The organism is Paraburkholderia sp. RHO2, from assembly GCF_050955445.1.
GTDB classification, from domain to species: domain Bacteria; phylum Actinomycetota; class Actinomycetes; order Mycobacteriales; family Mycobacteriaceae; genus Prescottella; species Prescottella agglutinans_A.
The window spans coordinates 1-18170 of record NZ_CP162618.1; the positions used below are offsets into that span (position 1 = coordinate 1).

At 65.6% G+C, this 18170-nt stretch carries 18 protein-coding genes and 1 pseudogene; 9 read left to right on the top strand and 10 right to left on the bottom strand.

The window, feature by feature from the left end; translation table 11 throughout:
- The 3 genes from ABTV10_RS25110 (at position 1) to ABTV10_RS25120 (ending at position 2626) form a co-directional block, all read left to right on the top strand.
- Complete coding sequence (locus ABTV10_RS25110) at positions 1-309, top strand: HigA family addiction module antitoxin (protein WP_499035581.1); 309 nt, start codon at positions 1-3, stop codon at positions 307-309.
- A complete protein-coding gene (locus ABTV10_RS25115) occupies positions 302-1192 on the top strand; it encodes an RNA-guided endonuclease InsQ/TnpB family protein (protein ID WP_499035954.1) in 891 nt (296 codons plus the stop codon). Before ABTV10_RS25110 ends, ABTV10_RS25115 begins: the two co-directional genes overlap by 8 nt.
- A gap of 618 nt (positions 1193-1810) precedes the next feature.
- The gene (locus tag ABTV10_RS25120; protein ID WP_499035582.1) at positions 1811-2626 is read left to right on the top strand and encodes an alpha/beta fold hydrolase; all 816 of its coding nucleotides are present in this window, start codon (positions 1811-1813) and stop codon (positions 2624-2626) included.
- Here ABTV10_RS25120 and ABTV10_RS25125 read toward each other — a convergent pair.
- The 4 genes from ABTV10_RS25125 to ABTV10_RS25140 form a co-directional block, all read right to left on the bottom strand.
- Complete coding sequence (locus ABTV10_RS25125; protein WP_499035583.1) at positions 2593-3330, bottom strand: helix-turn-helix domain-containing protein; 738 nt, start codon at positions 3328-3330, stop codon at positions 2593-2595. The two genes, ABTV10_RS25120 and ABTV10_RS25125, sit on opposite strands and share 34 nt — an antisense overlap.
- A 153-nt stretch (positions 3331-3483) precedes the next feature.
- Entirely contained in the window at positions 3484-3789 is a 306-nt protein-coding gene (locus ABTV10_RS25130; protein ID WP_499035907.1) for a hypothetical protein, read from the bottom strand.
- Between the two features lie 86 nt (positions 3790-3875).
- Positions 3876-4067, bottom strand: a complete 192-nt coding sequence (locus ABTV10_RS25135) for a helix-turn-helix domain-containing protein (protein ID WP_499035584.1) — start codon at positions 4065-4067, stop codon at positions 3876-3878.
- 1097 nt (positions 4068-5164) lie between these two features.
- Positions 5165-5704 (bottom strand): DUF6924 domain-containing protein, encoded by a 540-nt coding sequence (locus ABTV10_RS25140; protein WP_499035585.1) that lies wholly within the window; start codon positions 5702-5704, stop codon positions 5165-5167.
- Between the two features lie 943 nt (positions 5705-6647).
- Here ABTV10_RS25140 and ABTV10_RS25145 point away from each other — a divergent pair.
- The 3 genes and pseudogenes from ABTV10_RS25145 to ABTV10_RS25155 all read left to right on the top strand — a co-directional run bounded on the left by ABTV10_RS25145 (position 6648) and on the right by ABTV10_RS25155 (position 11211).
- Positions 6648-6941: a hypothetical protein gene (locus tag ABTV10_RS25145; RefSeq protein WP_499035586.1), complete on the top strand. Its 294-nt coding sequence runs from the start codon at positions 6648-6650 to the stop codon at positions 6939-6941.
- A gap of 293 nt (positions 6942-7234) precedes the next feature.
- A pseudogene (locus ABTV10_RS25150) lies at positions 7235-7444 on the top strand (helicase associated domain-containing protein); the annotation flags it as partial.
- 395 nt (positions 7445-7839) lie between these two features.
- Positions 7840-11211, top strand: a complete 3372-nt coding sequence (locus ABTV10_RS25155) for an arabinosyltransferase domain-containing protein (RefSeq protein ID WP_499035587.1) — start codon at positions 7840-7842, stop codon at positions 11209-11211.
- A 187-nt stretch (positions 11212-11398) separates the two neighbouring features.
- On the opposite strand, the gene ABTV10_RS25160 is transcribed toward ABTV10_RS25155, so the two are convergent.
- The 3 genes from ABTV10_RS25160 to ABTV10_RS25170 all read right to left on the bottom strand — a co-directional run bounded on the left by ABTV10_RS25160 (position 11399) and on the right by ABTV10_RS25170 (position 13510).
- Complete coding sequence (locus ABTV10_RS25160) at positions 11399-11704, bottom strand: helix-turn-helix domain-containing protein (protein WP_499035589.1); 306 nt, start codon at positions 11702-11704, stop codon at positions 11399-11401.
- Positions 11705-11984: 280 nt separating this feature from the next.
- Complete coding sequence (locus ABTV10_RS25165) at positions 11985-12323, bottom strand: hypothetical protein (protein WP_499035590.1); 339 nt, start codon at positions 12321-12323, stop codon at positions 11985-11987.
- A gap of 383 nt (positions 12324-12706) precedes the next feature.
- The gene (locus ABTV10_RS25170; protein ID WP_499035591.1) at positions 12707-13510 is read right to left on the bottom strand and encodes a hypothetical protein; all 804 of its coding nucleotides are present in this window, start codon (positions 13508-13510) and stop codon (positions 12707-12709) included.
- Positions 13511-13643: 133 nt separating this feature from the next.
- Between ABTV10_RS25170 and ABTV10_RS25175 the strand changes: the two genes are divergently transcribed.
- Entirely contained in the window at positions 13644-14375 is a 732-nt protein-coding gene (locus ABTV10_RS25175; protein WP_499035592.1) for a hypothetical protein, read from the top strand.
- A gap of 125 nt (positions 14376-14500) precedes the next feature.
- Here ABTV10_RS25175 and ABTV10_RS25180 read toward each other — a convergent pair whose 3' ends face one another.
- The 3 genes from ABTV10_RS25180 to ABTV10_RS25190 all read right to left on the bottom strand — a co-directional run bounded on the left by ABTV10_RS25180 (position 14501) and on the right by ABTV10_RS25190 (position 16770).
- The gene (locus ABTV10_RS25180; protein ID WP_499035593.1) at positions 14501-15043 is read right to left on the bottom strand and encodes a DnaB-like helicase N-terminal domain-containing protein; all 543 of its coding nucleotides are present in this window, start codon (positions 15041-15043) and stop codon (positions 14501-14503) included.
- The gene (locus ABTV10_RS25185) at positions 15036-15320 is read right to left on the bottom strand and encodes a hypothetical protein (protein WP_499035594.1); all 285 of its coding nucleotides are present in this window, start codon (positions 15318-15320) and stop codon (positions 15036-15038) included. Before ABTV10_RS25185 ends, ABTV10_RS25180 begins: the two co-directional genes overlap by 8 nt.
- Before the next feature lie 448 nt (positions 15321-15768).
- Positions 15769-16770 (bottom strand): helicase associated domain-containing protein, encoded by a 1002-nt coding sequence (locus ABTV10_RS25190; protein ID WP_499035595.1) that lies wholly within the window; start codon positions 16768-16770, stop codon positions 15769-15771.
- 150 nt (positions 16771-16920) lie between these two features.
- Here ABTV10_RS25190 and ABTV10_RS25195 point away from each other — a divergent pair, with 150 nt between their 5' ends.
- Both ABTV10_RS25195 and ABTV10_RS25200 read left to right on the top strand, forming a co-directional pair.
- Positions 16921-17118, top strand: coding sequence for a hypothetical protein (locus ABTV10_RS25195; RefSeq protein ID WP_499035596.1), 198 nt, complete (start codon positions 16921-16923; stop codon positions 17116-17118).
- Positions 17115-17660 carry a ribbon-helix-helix protein, CopG family gene (locus ABTV10_RS25200; protein WP_499035598.1) on the top strand — a complete coding sequence of 182 codons (546 nt, stop codon included), beginning with the start codon at positions 17115-17117 and terminating at the stop codon, positions 17658-17660. The genes ABTV10_RS25195 and ABTV10_RS25200 overlap by 4 nt, the downstream gene beginning before the upstream one ends.
- The last annotated feature ends 510 nt before the right edge of the window (positions 17661-18170 follow it).

Sequence of the window (18170 nt, forward strand, 5' to 3'; positions counted from 1 at the left end):
ATGAACGCCCAGAATGCGCCACGGTTCGATATCATCACACCGGGCGAGATCCTCAACGAGGAGTACATCAAGCCCTTCGGAATCACGCAGCACCACCTTGCCGTCGCGATCGACGTTCCGCCGCGCCGTATCAACGAGATCGTGCACGGCAAGCGCCGCATCACCCCAGATACCGCTCTACGATTGGCGCGGTACTTCTCGACCAGTGAGCGGTTCTGGATGAACCTGCAGGACCGCCACGACATCGAAGTCGAGCGCGAGCGCATCGCGCCCCAGCTGGAAGCCATCATCCCGTTGGTCTCTGCTTGAACGACCATCCGGGGGAACCAGCGGGTCGAGGTCGAACTCGGCGACGACCGATTCCACGCGGCGTGGGTTCCGGATCCGCGACGGCCGCCTGGTGCTGCCGAAGGGTGTCTCGGTGCCGGTGGTGTGGTCGCGGGAGTTGCCGTCAGAGCCGACGAGTGTCCGGATCACGCAGGATGCGCTGGGGCACTGGTATGCCTCGTTCGTCGTCCGCCGCGACGTAACCGCCGCACCGACGGCCACGGCCGGGATTGGTGTCGACTGGGGTGTGGCCTGCACCGCCACCACGACGGACAGCGAATTTGATCTTCCCTATCTTGGGCACCGCAAACGGTGCGCCGCAGAAGTGGCCAAGGCGCAACGGAAGATGGCGCGCCGCCACAGCGGCAAGCGCGGCCCGCAGTTGCGGGGCTATCAGCGTGCGCGGCGGGAGGCCGCGAGGCTGCACAAGAGGGCCGCTCGCCAGACCCAACACGACTCCCGTGTGTGGGCGAAGAGGGTCGTCGAACGCCACGACCTGATCGCGGCGGAGGATTTCAGACCGGTCTTCCTCGCCAAGTCCACGATGGCCCGGAGGGCCGCGGATGCTGCGATCGGCGCGGCGAAACGAGAACTTCTCGAGCGTGGTGTGCGGGCCGGCCAGAGGGTGGTGCTGGTGCGGCCCGCCTACACGACGATGACGTGTTCGGGTTGTTTCGCGAGAGCCCACCAGCAACTCGGGCTCGGCGAACGAACCTTCCGGTGCACGGCCTGCGGACACACCGCAGGTCGGGATCGGAACGCTGCCGGGATGATCCTGGCTGTGGCAGAACGCGGCCACACACGTGTCGACGACATCAGACAGTCAGATCGCCTCCCTCGGGTGGATGGTCCGGTTGCGGTCTGAGCGTGAAATCTCCTGCCTTCATGCAGGAGAAGCGTTAAGTGGACAGTATTACCGGCACGACCGACGTCCTACACGCCGCGCCACAACGGCAAGAGGCGCAGCCGCTCCATTTTGAGCGGGCAGCTCGGAGCGGGTGCCGCTCAGGCCGCGGTCGATGTGGATGCAATCGGTGTCGACACCGTCAGCGGAGACGGTCAAGCGGTCGGGGAGTGCGCCCACGGTGACGCGCACGATCCGGGAGTTCTCCCGGTATGCAAGCCAATCCGACACCCACCGAGAATTCACGGGCGGTGCGGAACCCCGACTAAGTTCTAGGTCAAGAGCACCACGTCCCGTTCGTTGTGAGCCTCGTCCACGAGGGAGTCCAGGTCAGTAGGTGCCGTCAGTTTCATCCCAGGTCTTGCGGCCGTGAGTTGCGCCCAGCTGATGAGCACCTGCATGACACGGTCCAGCGCTGCCAGGCTGTCGTACTCGGGTTTGCCACGCAACTCCCGCGCGACCAGCTCGACTGACAGCGGGAGCTTCTGTCTGCCAAGTTTGGGTGTTGCCTGGTAGGTTGACCTGCGCAGACTGAGAAGGATGACGCACCGAGTGCGGTTTACAACATGGGGGGCTTACGTGCCGTACGTCGAGACCGATGCTGGTTCGGTCTACTACGAGGACTCGGGAGGCGACGGCCGGGCCATCATCCTGTCTCACGGGTTCCTCATGGACAATCGGATGTTCGATCCGCAAGTAGAGGCGCTGGGTGACTACCGGTGGATCCGTTGGGACACGCGGCATCACGGCCAAAGCCGGACGGCGGCCGCTGCTTACAGCTATTGGGACCAGGCCCGCGACGGTTTGCGAATCCTCGACGAGCTGGGGATCGAGAGTGCGGTGTTCGGCGGGCACTCTCAGGGCGGATACATCGCGCTGCGGATGGCTCTGCTGAGCCCGAAAGTGTGCGACGGCTTGATGTTGTTCGGAACTGCGGCGCGCGCGTATACCGATCAGGAGCGGGCAGGGTATCGGCGCGTGTTCTCGGAGTGGATCAAGGGTCCGACGCATCCTGCATTCGAGCCGATCGCACTGACGCTGGCCACCACGATGATTGGTGGCGATCGTGACCACCAGCGGCCGTGGAGCGCGCGCTGGCTCGAACGAGATTGGTCGGATTTCGGACCGGCAGTTGACTGCCTGATCGACCATGACTCGGTTGAGTCTCTGGTGGGTGAGCTCACCTGTCCTGCAGTGATTGTGCGCGGCGTGGCTGATCAGGCATTCTCTGATCGCGACGTGCAGGAATTGGCCTCACAGCTGGGAGGGGAGACTGCGGTCCATACAGTGGACCAGGCGACACATGCCGCGAACCTGACGGATCCGGAGTTGGTCAATCCGTTGCTGCGAGAGTGGCTGGCTCAGCTATCGATTGGGACGCCCACCCACACATAGATGTCGTCGGATGGTCGGCGGAGGAAGTATGCGCTGATCAGAGTGATCACTTCTCGCGTTTGGTAGTCGCGGATTCGCATGGTCTCAGCCGGGGGTCTGTCGCCGGTCGGGTCTGCCCACAGTCGGCGGAAGTCGGGGGAGGATTCGTGGAGTCGGTCGATCTGTGCGGTGAGGCCATCATGGTTTGGGTCCCTGGCGAGTCTGCGGCGTAGCCACCACACCGTCGACGACGCTTGCTGTTCCCATTGTTCGTGGACCAGACGTGCGCGCGGATCGAGGAACTGCCACTCGGCCAGCGTCTGGTGGTCATCAACTCCTGAAAAGCTTGATCTGAACTGTGTATTCGCCCGGAATAGGTTCAGTTGCGCGTCGACCGACATCTTCCAGGTCGTGGCCGGCTGAGTGTCGTCGAGCAAAGCTGCGTAGAGCCGATGCCTGTGCGCCGAGTCCGGTGACGTCGGACGCCGGCTCGCTCGGGGAGGCTTACCAGCCAGCACGTACAGCGTTTGCTTGTCGTCACCGTCGAGGTTGAGCGCTGCCGAAAGCTGAGCGAGAACAGGTTCACTCGGATGTGCCAGGCGCCCTGCCTCGATCTTGACCACATAGCTCTTACTGATGTGGGCCGCGGCGGCGAGCAGCTGCTGTGTGAGCCTCCGCTTGGTTCTGTGCGCCCTGATAAAGGCCGCCAACGACTGGTCTGGCACCCCTGCCACCATGCCCTCCCCGGCTGACACTGGGAGTACCACTCATCCATGACGCAACACTAGGAAGTGACACTCCGAACGTTCGCTGTGACACTACCAATTGTCACTCGCCCCACTGAGTGTCACTGTTTTTGTGTCACCGGAAACCACAGGTCAGAGGCGACAACGGTGGACACGATGTGCTTGGGTAGAGCCCGATCGCACAGTGGGAGGGGAAGGGGTTGATGGTTGAGATGAAGCAAGACTGAGGGGGTGTGTCAGGGCTCTTCGTGCCTTCCGGTTGCGGACGCGTTCGTGGGCCGCTCGAATGGCCTCGACAGCGATCGGATCGTCGCGTCGTCGCTCAGCGCGGAACGGCAGATCGTAAGAGAAGGCTTTGGCCCAGCGTTCGGCAAGCTCGTCGCTGAGACCACCTTGGCCGCGTTCGATCGAGCCGACGAGCTGTTCGGAGACTTCAATCCGGTCTGCGAGGTCCTTCTGAGGAAGCCCCGGCGGACGCGCAAGTCACCGAGGTATGCCTGTGAGCGGAATGACGAAAAGGTCGCTCATGTCTCTGCCGAGATTGAATGCGCAGCGCACCAGTGAGCCGGGCGCGGGTGTGAGGTACCGAGTTCCCACTGACTGTAGGTACTGGGACCGATACCCGTTAGGCGTGCCAGTTCGGCGTGGCTAAGTTTCGCAGCTTCACGTGCGATCCGCCGTCGTACATGGTCGAACCCACGCAGCGGCAGGCGCATCACAAATCTTCCTCGTTCATCCGTCGTCAGTGTGCCACTTTCCAGCCGCAATTCTAGAAACGATGTTTACAACGCGCGATTGCATTGCAAGTTCAAACTGTACGTCTTAAATACATTCCTTCCATGGGTTCGAACCATCTGATCGGCGGCCTGTGCCGGCCCGCCCACGCTGGCGGCCAGGTGGCAATCCAGCCACTACATCGCAGACCACTACAACGGGGAGGGGGATGGAATCGTGAACGCGACTTTTCACATTCAGGTGGAGCGTGAGGGGTCGCTCCACCTGAATGTGAACCCCTGGATACGTACGCGACGCGCATCACCGAACGCGCCCGGAAGTCCTGATTCACAACCCAATCGACTGCGCAGCGCGATAGGACGGGGCCCTCAGGTCCTCCGCTGTCGCGTAGGGCAGGAGGTCCCGATGTCATCGGGGACGGAGCTGGCGGCCCTTCCTCATCGTGCGGATGGCATGACGGCGTCATCGATGGCTGTCCAGGACAAGCCGACTCGGTTGTTCTCCCAGACCCGCGTCGGCTGGACACCGTGCGTCGAGTGCGTCGCACCGGGTCTCGCGGCTACCGGACCTGCTCTCTTGGTGATGCCCTCGCAGTACCGGCGCTCAACGATGTGCGAGGTCCGAGGATTCACTGAGCTGGAGCAGCTTTCGGCCTTCCCCGAAATCTGTCGCTAGCTGCTCCGCGATGGCCACCGGGTCGGGGTACCCCGACACCTCGATCCGGTGGCCTTCATGGGGCAGCTGTCGATTTCCCTGAAGACAGTCGATAGCGGCTCCCGAACGGTCACTGGGTCGGGATACCCCGACATCCCGACCTGGTGACCGCCCAATCCCAGACGACCACACCTTCTGGCGTGGTTCTCGACTTCCCAAAACATATGGTGGTTGTTGCACCACAACAGGTTCCCGCGCAGGCGAAGGGTGAATGGCATGGAACTCCTCGGCGAGGATCCGGTTGTAGCGTTTGACCTTTGCCGTTGTGGCGTGGCGTGTAGGGCCGGATGAACTGGTATCGGACCCGGGCGGGTGCGGGTCCGAGCAGAAGGGCTCGTGCTCGACGTCCGTGTTCCAGGTCACCTCATCGCGTGGGCGAGGACGACTTCTCTGGACTAGTCAGAACAGTGAGGCTGGAATCAGTCGTTCGCTGTCGCACTACGGCCCGATCCGGCGCCGACGTCCAGCTCTGTAAAAAGGACCGGTAGACGCCGTCCGGTCCGGCGGACTCGACGAAATCGATGAAGTCCATGTTGGCGATGGAGAGGTTGATCACGGCGGACGCCATCTCCGCAGGGACGACGCGGATTTGGTGTGGGGAGGTTGGAAGGGCCCGCCATCGGACGGAATGCGACGGTGGACCACTGATGTGGTTGTCGATGACGGACCCTCCAACGACCACGCTACCGTATGATAGTCGGCCGCCGCCGCTATCGCGGCCTCGATTGTGCACCAACCTGTTATTGCGACCGGCGTCGGTGAATAAAGGCATGAGGACTGGCGTGCCTCCCAAGTGTGTAGCCGGTACGCGACACTGATCGGTCTGTCGAGCACCGAGTATCTGATCGATCAGCCGTGGTCGTTGATCGAGCCGTTTGCTTCCTCCGGAACAGATAGCCCCCATACCCGTGGGACGAAGAAGGTCGTCAGTTCGCGAAGTGCATCGTCACTGCTACCGGGCTGGGTTCGCATGGCGGGACATTCGCGCGGATTCCCTTCCGTGGCACACGATCTGGAAACGGCATCGCCGCTACGACGGCGACTGGACGGGACGAGATCCTCGCTGACCCGCTGGCGGACGCGAACGCGCACGGGCTGGTCGACTGAACAGTTTCGGCGGACTCGTCACCCTGCCGAGCCCACCAGCACGGCACCACCTCGCCCGGATCTGTCGACGTACACGAACCTTCTCCTCGAGCCGACTGGCCACGGAATCGGTCGGGCGCACGATAAGACCGGCGCGAAGATCCGCCAGCTCACCGATGGGCAGGAGCGGACGCTTGTCCCCATCATCGGGCCTAGTTAGGCCGGTGACTCGCCGATGTTCCCGATCCTGATCCTGTACCGGCGGTGCGCCGGCCCATCCCGGAACCGACCGGACGCCGTTCTCGGTCACCAGCCCCCTCGTCGAAAAGTGAACCGGACCCATCTCCGATCACGGGGCTTCGAAGCAGTGATCGCTGAACCGGACGAGCAGAACCATCATCGCTTCCGCCGGGTGGCTGCGGCAGTCGCCCATCGATTTCGATGCCGTGCACTGGAACGGCGTGTCCAGGCGCATCTGGGTGGCAAGAGGTGGGCTGAGGATCGGCCGAAACCGGCCGCGCGTCCTGATATATGAATGCGGGGTGAAACGAACCCTTGCTGTTGTCGCTGTCTCCTCTGCCGCGTTGCTTCTCGGTGCCTGCTCGAGTTCTGACGAGGAGACGACTGCGGCGTCGACCAGCTCGGCGGCACCGTCGAGTGCAGTGACGAGCGCCCCGGCCGCTCTGTCGACCTCAGTCCCGGCCGCCGCGCCTGCCGCCGCGAAGTCAGATCCTCGGTGCGCACCTGCTGATCCTGCGGTCGTGGCAGCTGTCGAGGCGGGCCTGGCCACGGGCGGCCAGCAGCTCATCAACGGCACCGTGATTGTCGATGGGAATTTGACGTTCCTCGGCGCCACGACCGTCGATAGTGCCGAGAAGATGGTCAACCGGTCCGATGTGTGGGTAATTGACGGTGAAACCGTGTACTCGTCGACCGGTGGAGCACGGAACGGCTCGGAGTGGCCGAAGGCGAGCGATGCACCACTGCGTGTTTCGGCGGGCGATGAGCGTGTGCAAGCCGTCGACACGTGTGTCGTGAACCTGACCCGCGGGTGATGTGCCTCGGCGGGGGCGAGCTTTCGTTGCCGCCCGCCGAACCTCCCCTGAGTATGCCGCGCTATCGAGTGGTGTCCGCGGAGAGGCCGAGCTGGACCCGATCAGTGACCACGAGTGTCCGTGCGAGTCGGTGAGGCGTACAGACTTGGCGAGAAGCGAGTCGGCGTCGTCGCGGTAGACGATCGCCTGGCGGATCACCCGGCGCCGAGTGTCGGCGACGGACGGCAACTGTTGGCGATCGGCAACATGGACCGCAGCGATCTCACGAGTGAGACAACGTCGTCGACCACCTCGCACAGTTCGTCGCCGACCACGGACACGCACGCAAACCCCAGGCGTGGGTCTCCCCGGACGGATTCAGGCTTGGGGCCTGGGCGGGCCGACGGCGATACGAACGACGCTCCGGCACAACGACCCTCACCTCCGCGCGCATCGCCCAGCTCGACGTCCTCGGATTCGAATTGGAGCCGCCACGCGGACCGAGACGTGAGCCGGTTGACTGAACCTGGTGAACGCCGAGCCCGATCGAACACGGTCCTCGCTGCCGCTCAGCGGGCGACGCACCATGCGTATGGAACCCGGGCGTGGCCGTGGTCGTCCACGTACCGCTCGAGGTGCGCGAGTCCGACCTGCCCAGAGCGCGCGGGAGCGTGGATCGCCGTCGCCCTGCCTACCGTGCATCTCGCCCCCAAGCCGAAGCCCCGGCTATTCGTACCAGATGAGGTCAGTCCGACCGTGCGAGCCGGCCGCGGAGGGTTCCTCTGTGTTCGTCGAGTTGGCTCTCACTCGACCACTGGGTTGCCGACGGTGGTGCGGGTTGATGCGGGAAGCATCGGCCCGCACCACTCTTGGGTATCGCGCCGATTCGTGAGTGATCATTGTTCGTCGGTTCAGGACGATGGCGAATCGGCTTCGACGCAGGTCAAGACGATGTCGATTCCGCCACTACGGCGGGTGGCTAGGCTCGCTTGCCGTGACGGACACCAGAACGGCGGCTGGACCGCCGATACCGACCCCTGACAGCGATCGATGCGACGGGAGACCGCCCCCAGGGCGACCCGATCCGAGCCACCTGCGAGTGGTCGCGGTGGTCAGTGCGGTGGTGGGGATTCTTGCGGCGATCGCGGTCCCGTTTCTGCCGGTGCAGCAGACCGAAGCGAAAATTTCGTGGCCTCAGAGCGGTTCGGCCGCTGGCATCACGGCGCCACTCGTGTCGTACACGCCGACCGATCTCGAGATCACCATTCCGTGTGCGGCCGTCGGGGAGTTGGCCGCCGCGGGAGGCGGGGTCCTCGTCTCGACCGCGCCGATCGGGGCGGCTGAGCCGGACCGGTGGGCTCTGACCGCTCGGGTGATCAAACCCGACGGCTCTGCTAAACAACTGGAAGTGGTTGCCCGGAACACGATTTTGGTGTCCGCGCCGATCGCATTGCTGTCCGGCGTGGACTGCGCGGTGTCGATTTCGTCGACTCCGACCCGGACCGTCGCCACGGTCACCGGCAGCGGTGGCGGCGACACGGAGCAGGTGTTCGATCGCGATCTGCGCCCGCAGATGGTCGGTGTCTTTTCGGACTTCGATGGTGCCGCGCCGGACCGGCTGCGGGTCGATGCGACACTCGATACCCGGTTCACGACGTCGCCGACGGCGGTGAAGCTGGCGGCGATGGTGCTGGCGGTGCTGGCCACCACCCTCGCGTTGTGGTCGTTGCACCGGCTCGATGCCGCTGATGGGCGTCGCTCGCGCAGGTTCCTTCCTCGGTCGTGGTGGTCGTTCACCCGCATCGATGCGGTGGTGGTCGGTGCCCTCGTGTTGTGGCATGTCATCGGCGCGAACACCTCCGATGACGGCTATCAGCTCGGAATGGCCCGCGCCGCGGGAGAGTCCGGGTACATGGCGAACTACTTCCGCTGGTTCGGCGTGCCCGAAGCACCCTTCGGGACCCCGTACTACGACATCCTCGCCTGGGTGACGAACGTCTCGACGGCGAGCGTGTGGATGCGCCTGCCCGCCCTCGCCGCGGGAATCCTCTCGTGGTGGCTGATCAGCCGAGAGGTGGCCCCGCGTCTCGGCGTGGCGGTACGCCGAACGTCGCTGCCGCTGTGGACCGGCGCACTGATGTTCCTCGCGTTCTGGCTCCCGCTCAACAACGGGCTGCGCCCGGAACCGATCGTCGCGACAGGTGTGCTGCTGACCTGGTGCTCGGTCGAACGCGCCATCGCCACCCGGCGGCTGCTGCCCGCCGCGGCGGCGATCCTGATCGGCGCGGTCACGATCACGGCCGGGCCATCCGGCATCATCTGCTTCGCCGCACTGATCGCCGGCGCCCGGCCGGTCGCCCGCACCGTCGCCGATCGTGCCCGCGTCGCTGGTTATGCAGCGTTGCTGCTGCCGATGGCTTCGGCGGGTCTGGTCATCCTCGCCGTCGTGTTCTCGGACCAAACCCTCGCCGCAGTGCGGGAGATGCAACGCGTGCACGCGATCAGCCCCAAAGAACCATGGTTCAACGAATACCTGCGCTACCAGTGGCTCATGCAGGACGGCGCCGATGGGTCTCTGGCACGCCGCTTCGCGGTCTTCACCATGGTGCTCTGCCTGATCGTCGTCATCGCGGCGCTCCTCCGGCGCGGCGGCCGGATCCCCGACACCGCGCGAGGGCCGGCAGGTCGGATCGTCGGCACCACCATCGGCGCCATGGTGCTGATGACGTTCGTTCCCACCAAATGGACCCATCACTTCGGGATCTACGCCGGCCTGGCCGGCTCGGTCGCGATCGTCACGGCGGTCGCGGTAGCGCCGACGGTGTTGCGGTCTCGCCGCAACCGGGCCCTGTTCGCGGCCGCGGTAACGGGAGTCGTGGCGATCTCCTTCGCCGGCAGGAACGAATGGTGGTACCTGTCGAGCTGGGGCGTGCCATGGTTCGACAAGCCCCCGTCCATCGCCGGACACGGGTTCGCGGTGACTTTCCTCGCCGTGACCGCCATGCTGCTGGCGGTGGCCGCGTGGTTCCACATCCACCCGGTCGCCTCCACTCGCACCGAGACACCGTCCCGCTGGTGGGCCATTCCGCCACTCACAGTTGCCGCGGCAGCGATGGTGCTGCTTGAGGTCCTGTCGTTCGCCAAGGCCGCCATCTCCCAATATCCGGCGTACTCGGTGGCTCGATCGAACATCGACGCGCTCACCGGGTCGCCGTGCGGACTCGCCAACGACGTCCTGCTCGAGACAGACCCCAACGCGTCGATGCTGCAACCACTGTCCGGCAACATCGGCACCGCGTTGTCGGCTGGTGGAGGCGACGCATTCACCCCGAATGGTGTCGCACCGGACCTCACTCCCGACCAGGAGGAAATCGCTTCCGGTACCGCGAACACTGTCGACCGCACCAATGCCGACCAGAAGATCTCCCGTGGAACCGCGGGCACCGGCGGCGGCCTCGGCGGCGAAGGAGTCAACGGCAGTACCGTGGCCCTGCCATTCGGGCTGAACCCGGCGACCACACCGGTCCTGGGAAGCTTCGAAAGTCCGGGCGCCGCCGCGGTCACCACCGACTGGTACCGGCTGCCCGACGCCGACACCTACGGTTCACGCGGCGACATCGTGTCGATCTCCGCGGCCGGCCGGATCCGCTCCGTCAACGCGGACGGCATCGAAACCTACGGGCAGAAACTCGTACTCGAATACGGCACTATCGGTGTCGGCAACACGGTGACGGCCCTGGGATCGGCCGTGCCGCTCGACATCGGTCCGACACCGTCCTGGCGGAACCTGCGGGTGCCGCTCGACCAGCTGCCTTCCGAGGCGAATGTCGTTCGTATCGTCGCCGCCGACAACGACATCCAAAAGGACCAGTGGCTCGCGTTCACTCCACCCCGAGTGCCCCAGACGCGAACTCTGCAGGACGCCCTCGGCCACGACACCCCGGTGCTCCTGGACTGGGCCGTGGGCCTGAACTTCCCCTGTCAGCACCAGATGCTCCACGCCAACGGTGTCGCGGAGCTTCCCGAGTACCGGATCTCACCGGACCGGCCGGGGGCTGTGGTGACCGGACTGTGGCAGGACCACTACGGCGGCGGCCCGCTCGGCTGGACACAACTGCTGCTCGGCGCCCGCACGATCCCCTCGTACCTGGCCCACGACTGGGGCCGGGACTGGGGCTCGATCGAACAGTTCGTGCCGATCGACCGGGAAGCGGCACCGGCACAGATCCACACCGCCACCGTGACCCGATCCGGGCTGTGGACACCAGGCCCGATCAACATCACTTCCTGAACAGCGGATCCCCACACATGGTGGGCCGAGCCAGTCAGGCTCGGCCCACCAGGGCGTTCCGACGGACTACAACGACTGTTCTGCAAGCTGTCTGAGCCATCGGCGGGGTCGGTTTCCTTGGTCTGGTACTTGTGTATGGCTCGCCAGAGGCGTGTGCGATCTGTCATGTGTGACGGTCCTTCGTTGTCTAGGCGATCTGGAATCGGTCGTCGCCGAATTCGACTTCGACCCGCAGCGTGCCGCCCACGGCGTCGACGTAGCGACGCAGCGTGTCGAGCTGGACGTGCGCCAGGTCGCCGCGCTCGATGTTCGAGACACGGTTCTGACCCACTCCCAGGCGCTCGGCCAACTGCTTCTGCGTCAGTGCCTGTGACTTGCGCAGTTCCTGCAGTCGGTGGGCGCGGACCTGTTCGAGCATCCGGGCCTTGTGTGTGTCGACCGCGGCGCGGTCGACTGGCCTCTTGGCCAGCATGTCGTCGATGCTCTTTGCCATCGTTCTCACTTCCCTTCCAGTCGGTCCAGATGGTCGTCGAAGCGGTCATCGGCGACGGGGATGTTCACCTTGTACTACTTCTCCCACCGCCCGGCCTTGTCGCCTGCGACGAGGAAAATCGCCCCGTCCGGTCGCGGGTCGGAGGGAGACCCTGGGCCACCCTTGCTGGGCCCGGGGTTTCGGCTTGTGTGGGGAGGCCTTCTGTGTTTGGTGCGCGTATGTGCCTGCTCGCCTCATCATGCCGTCTCCGCTCGGAAAGAGTTCGACCCGCGGACGTCCGTCAGGACAGCTTGATACTCAGCCCGTACTGCTCGCGGAGTGCCCTGGTCACGACATATTGGCCCCAGCCGGGCACGGAGAGATCGCTGGTGTAGACGATGTCGAGGGGGAGCGGCCGGCACCGATCGACGAGCATCAGTGCGCGCTCGTCCTTGCCGGGGCGGCACGGGTACCAAACCCCGCGGGCGTCCAGAGTGCTCACCAGGATCTCCGTGCACGTGATCCTGGATTCCCTGTAGTCGCGCCTGGTGCTGGCGACGAGGAAGTTGTCCTGGTTGATCGCGGCGAGTCCGGTCTGGGTGCCGAGGACTGCGATCGCGACGTCCTCACCGAGCGTCATCCTCGTGATCGAGGCCTGGCGGCTATCGCCCCGAACCCGAGCAGGCCGGTCTTCGGGATGTCCGTCCCGCGGATGATGCCCTCCGCCACGACTACGGCGACCGAGAGTCCGAGGTACACGTATCCGCCCAGCCCCTTTCCTCCGGGGGGCAAACGGTCTCGTCGTGGACCGGCTCGAACCGGCCCTGTCTAGGATTCCGTTCCTTCCTGGTGTTCACCGCGAGCCCGTTGTCCAGCGGCGCGATGCCAGCGAGGGTGAAGCTGTTCGCCGGGTGCTCGCTGTCGGTGCGATGGACTCGCCACAGCTCCGTCCCCGCCTCGATGGTGTCCGTGTCCGTGTCCGTGTCCGTGTGCGCGGGTGCTCCGTTGCACTTCCTCACCGGCTCACGTGCGCTGCCGGGCGTCGTCGATCACGTTGTCGACGGCGATCTCGGTGAGCTGTCCCGCTTCGAGGTCCTCGAGCGGGCTGTTCCCGTCGAGCATGTCGACCGCGGTCAACCACCAGCTCGCAGCGTCGTAGGGGTCCTTGTTGACGTAGAGGCGTCGGTTCGCGTGGCGGACGACGTCGTGGATCTTGTGACGCTGGGTGTCGAACTGGAAGACCGGGTACAGGTAGTTCGGGCGGGTGCCGACCGGCAGGCCGATGATGTCGCCGGCCGCGCGGCGCTTCTGGGCGACGCTGCGGACCGCCATGCCGGTAGGCGCCAGGATCCGGGCGACCTCCGTCGAGTCGATCACCTCAAGGGAGTCGAGGATCGACTTCTTGGCGGCATTTAGGTCTGCCTGCCGCGTGCTTTCCGGCCTGGATGCCGAGGCGCCGGCGGTTGCGGTGACGGTGACAGTGGTGCCAGGTGCATCCTCCACGTCGGTCGCGACGGTGGCGAGGAGGAACTGTGCGAGCTGCAGCCGCTCCGGCGCTGACAGGGTTTCGGCGGCGAGCTCGGCGACGGCCGCGACTGGGGTCTCACTGTCCTGGCTGTCCTGCGCCCCAGCACCAAGATGGAGTACCTGCCAGGCGCGGGCGGGGATCAAGTAGTTCCTACCCAGGCCTGACGCGGCCCGCGCCTTCCGCCAGTCCGCCAGGAGGGCCCCAGTGCCGCGGCGCACCCCACAGGTCTGGAGCGAATGCATCAGGGTCGCGACGGCGTCCGCCTCATGCCGGGCGACGGGGTCAGGCTCGATGCTCATCGCATCCTCGCCTCTACTCGAAGTAGTGTGTACCTATCGTACCGGTCGTACCTAGCAGGTGCCAGACCTGCACTTCCCGGCTCGAAGTGCACGACTCGACTAGATGTATGAGGTGCCCCATACACTCCGCACAGTGAGTAACCGCCCAGGTAGCCGACTGTTCGATGCGATCCTCTTCTGTGTCTCCCTCGCCGTGACGCTCGTCTTCTTCTTGTTCGTCCCCCTCGACGGCACCCAGGGCCTTATCGATGCGACCGTCGCCTTCTTCGGCGCGATGGCGAGTGTCGCCGGAGCAGCGCTCGTCGCCGTTCGTTACGAGTATGCGAATCGAGACAGGCGACCGCGGTGGTCGTTCATCTGGATTCTTCCTGTAGCCACCGTCCTGGTGATGGTTCCTTGGCTCCTGTCGCCGGCCTTCTCACTCCCGGAGATCGGCGGCGCCCTCGGTGCCGTCCCGCTCTTCACCATGCTGGCGTATGGCGCGGCCCTTGCCGGGTTGATCATCGCCATGCTCGTCCTCGTCCCCGTCGAGCTCTTCATCCGCGGTGTGGTGAAGCTGGTCACTACCCGGGGCAAGGGTGGCTACGGCAGGCTCATCGTCGGGCTGTACGGCTTCGTCCTGATCGGGTTCATCAGTCTTGGTGTCAAGGCGGCGTCATCCGACATCCGGGTGAACGTCGACGGTCAGCTGCTGGCGGCATTGCTCGGCCTTCCCGGCGACTACACCGTCAAAGACGACCATGCACTGGTGGCTGCGCGTGTGCTGGGCGTCGTGCTGGTGCTGAGCCCCATCCTCTACCAGCTCGTGCGACGGAAGTTCTCGAGCAACATCGTCATCGAAGAGATCGAGGCGCTCGTCCCATGAACCTCGAGTCCTCGTTCGAGGAGGTCAGCGATTCGGCACTGAGCTTCGACAAGTCAGCGCTCTCGGCGCCCGTGTATCGCTCCGTGGTGCATGCAGAGGCGCCACCACGTCATGGCCCGCAAAAACTAGAGCGTCCGAGCTTCGCCGCTGCGGAGGGTCGTGAGCCGGCGTAGTTCGGCGCGCTGCCGGGTGCCGAGTTCGACCAGGATCGGAAACAGCTCATCCTCGGCCGCGGCTTCGGCGGCGTGCCGCATGATCCCGGCGAGCTCATGAAAAGAGCGCCGGTAGGCGGCGGCCACGACGGTCGCGGCGTAGTGCCGGACGGCGCCGGCGGAGCTGCCGAGCGTGAGGACGGTGCGATGGGTCTGGTGGACGGCCTGGGGGACCCGGTCGGTGCCGGCCCGGGCGAGTTCGGCACCGATGCTGACGGGATCGTGCGGTCGGTCATGGGTGACGGCGTCGTGGATGGCGGCGTAGATCGGCCGGTGGAACGGCTGCAGGAAGTCGTCCTCCCGAACGAGACTGGTCACGAACCGCAATTCACCCACGTCTCGGGACCACATTGCGGCGCACAGCAAGTGCGCCTCGGGATCCAGATCCGGTGCGGTCCATTCGGATCCGGGTTCGTCTTCAGGCCCCAGCGGGTCGCCGGTCAACACGTCAGTCATCGACGACGCCACCGAGGATGATGGGGAGGCACACGAGAACAGCGAGCGTGGCGATGACTGCGAGGACCGTTGCGATCTGGAGCTCCCGATTCGGATCGGGCAACGAGCGGCAACGGCGGCGCGGGGCCTGATGTTCGAGATCGCGGAACTCGGCCAGCAGTTGATCGTCACCGGCGCTTCGGGAACCGGTCGACAAGATCCTGGTCAGTTCGTCACGTTTGACGCCAACCACCCCAGCACGATTGAGGCGAGCCTCGATGTTCGTCACGTCGTCCATGTCTTTCCCCCTGTTGTTCGAGCTTCCTAGTCTGCCGGGTTCAGTTGGGCACGGCAGGTGAGGCTGCCACTAGAGCTGCATCCGGTTCATGGCGGACTGCACGGCGGGCCGCAGAATGCGTGTGAGGTGCCGGACGATGTCGTAGAGGCGGACCGTGGCCTGTCCTTCCGGGAAGCGCTTGCTACCCCGAAGTCGCAGGGGATCTGCGCGACGACGCTGAGCAGGTCCCACTGCTGCCGTGCACGTCAGCTGAAGAAATGATCGCGCTGCAATCGCCGGCTAGAGGTGGGCGGTCCCTGCGCAAATCCGGGGACGTTCGTCCTCGGATTCGGGCCAGAACCTGGGATTCCCAGCTGTGGCGTGTGAGGAGCGGCCCACCTCTCGCAGCTACCGCTGACGCTAGCTGGAAGCTCCGACAGGACGGTCTGGAGGCGGACCGGTTCGATGGTCAGCCGGACGAGGGGTTGGGGTGAGCACGCCTGGGCCCGCGCGGTGGCTCCCATTCGAATCCGAGGGCATCGAGCTGCGCGATGCGCGCTGGTGTCAGTGTCTGTGTGCCGGCGCGGCGGTGGGTTCGCTGCTTGGCCGCCCAGGCCCCGAGCCTGAACCCGTCAGGTGACACCCACTTCTGTTGGACCCGGGCATGTCCATGTTCGGCGACGAACTGCGAGAGGTGGTCGACGGCGTTGTCCCACTGCGTCGGCCGCCTCGGCCGCCGGGGTGCAGGGGGAACGCGGGCTGTGCCCCAGTGGAATCCGAGGCGCTCGAGGTGTTCGATCCGGTCGGTGGTCAGCGTTGGCCGTCCGATGCGGCGGTCGGCGCGGCGGTTCATCACCCACGCGCCGAGGTCGAAGCCGTCGGGGCTGGTCCAGTCGGTGGGGACGAGCGCATGCCCGTGTTCGGTGATGAAATCGGTGAGGTGGTCGATGCCGGCGGCCCACAGATCTTGCCGTGTGGCGCGGCTATCCAGTCCCCAGTCGAAACCCAGGGCGTCGAGTTTCGCGATCCGCTCCGGGGTCAGGGCGCGGGCGTCGTCGCGTCGATCGCGGCGCCGATTGCTCACCCAGCAACCGAGCGCGAATCCGTCCTCGCTGACCCACGCGTACGGAACTCGGGCGTGGCCGTGCACGGCCACGTACCGCTCGAGATGCGCGAGTCCTACCACCCACTGCTTGGCGGACGCAGTGATCCGGCCTTGCGGCGGATCCCACACGAATCCGAGCGCGTCGAGCTGCGCAATCCGCTCGTCTGTGAGCGAAGGGACGCCGTGGCGGCGGTCGTCGCGGCGCTTGTTGACCCATCGGCCGAGCCGCATTCCGTCGCTGCACACGAACCCGGCCACGACGCGGGTGTGGCCGTGTTCGGCGATGAAGTCCTCGAGGTGTTCGATCCCGTCTGCCCAGAGCGCGTGTGTGCGTGCGTCACCGCCGCCGCCCTGCCTATCGTGCATCTCGTCCCCCAGTCGAAGCCCCGGCTATTCGTACCAGATGAGGCCGGTCCGACCGCGCGAGCAGGTAGGGGAGGGAAGCCCGCTCAGCCAGGCCCGCGAGCACCTGGTTGCGCTGCTCGGCCCCACCCAGACCGCATAGAGTGGCGCTCCGTGACTGAAGACCTGCCCGACGAGGAACGGCTGCGGCGCGAGCTCGAGATGCTGGCCGACGTCCGTCGACGCCTGCGCGATTCCGAGGGCCCCGACTTTCGGCCACCGACCGGCGCCATCGACCAGGTCCTCGACGAGTACAACGCCGCCCGCGCACGCAACGACGCCGGCGGAGGGCAGCCTCCGGAGGAGGCATGACCGACCCCGACGCTCTCGAGGACGACGAGCTTCCGGTCGACGAGTGGCCAACCCAGATGGGCCGCGTCCGTGTCGGGCCCGCGATCATCATCTACCTCTCCGAGGATGCGAACCGGGCGCTGATCGCGATCGCGGAGCCTTTCGGGACGCGACACCGTAGTGGGGTGGTCCGCGTGGCGATTCGTCGTCTCCTCGCCGACCAGGACGCGCTGCCCGCGATCGTCGCCGAACGCGCACGCAACCGTGCCACCCGGCCACGTTTCCCGGTGCTGATGCGCATGCATCTCGACGAGGAGACCGCCGACCGGCTTTTGCGACTGGCACAGCGGCTCGAAACCACTCGGTCCGAGCTGATCCGGGTCGCCCTCGACCAGTTCCTCGTCGACATCGCCCAGAGCCAGCTCGCCGGCACCCCACTCGACATCGAAGCCGCCGTCACCGACGAACTCTTCCAGGGAGAAGCCAACCGGGACAGGCTGATCAGGCGCAGCCGCCAGCGACAAGCCGAGCGTGCGCGAGCAGGTGAAAAGGATGGACGGTGATTGAAGCTCGAGAGGCCGTCGCACGAGTGATTTACGACAGCGTCGTCAGTGAGCACGGCAAGGACTGTTTCGTCGAGTACGTCTCGGCAGCACTGTCGCGGAACCGTCGCTCGCGTCATCGACGCGGACGGCAACCGTTCCGAGAAGCTCCGGGGTGGCGGCCACGCGACGATGGAATGGCATCGGCTCCGAACCATCATGTCGGACTCCGGCAACCAACCGAGTTGACGCATCCACCGTGCGACAAGACCTATATGTCGCGGACCCCCAAGAAGTTCCCGCGCCCGACCGGATCCCGCGTGGCGCCTCAGCCACTCATCCCGCAGTTCAGGGTGACGCGCGCTCGTGATTCGACCACGCCCACGCGATCGGGTCTACTGCGAGCGCAGGCTTAGGGGACCGCACCACGCGATGCGGCCCCCTCGGACCGGCCCGGCTCGAACGGGCAGCCAACCAGTCGGGGGCGCACTCGTCCGGAGCCTGCGCGCCTTGGGCGGGACACCGGAAACC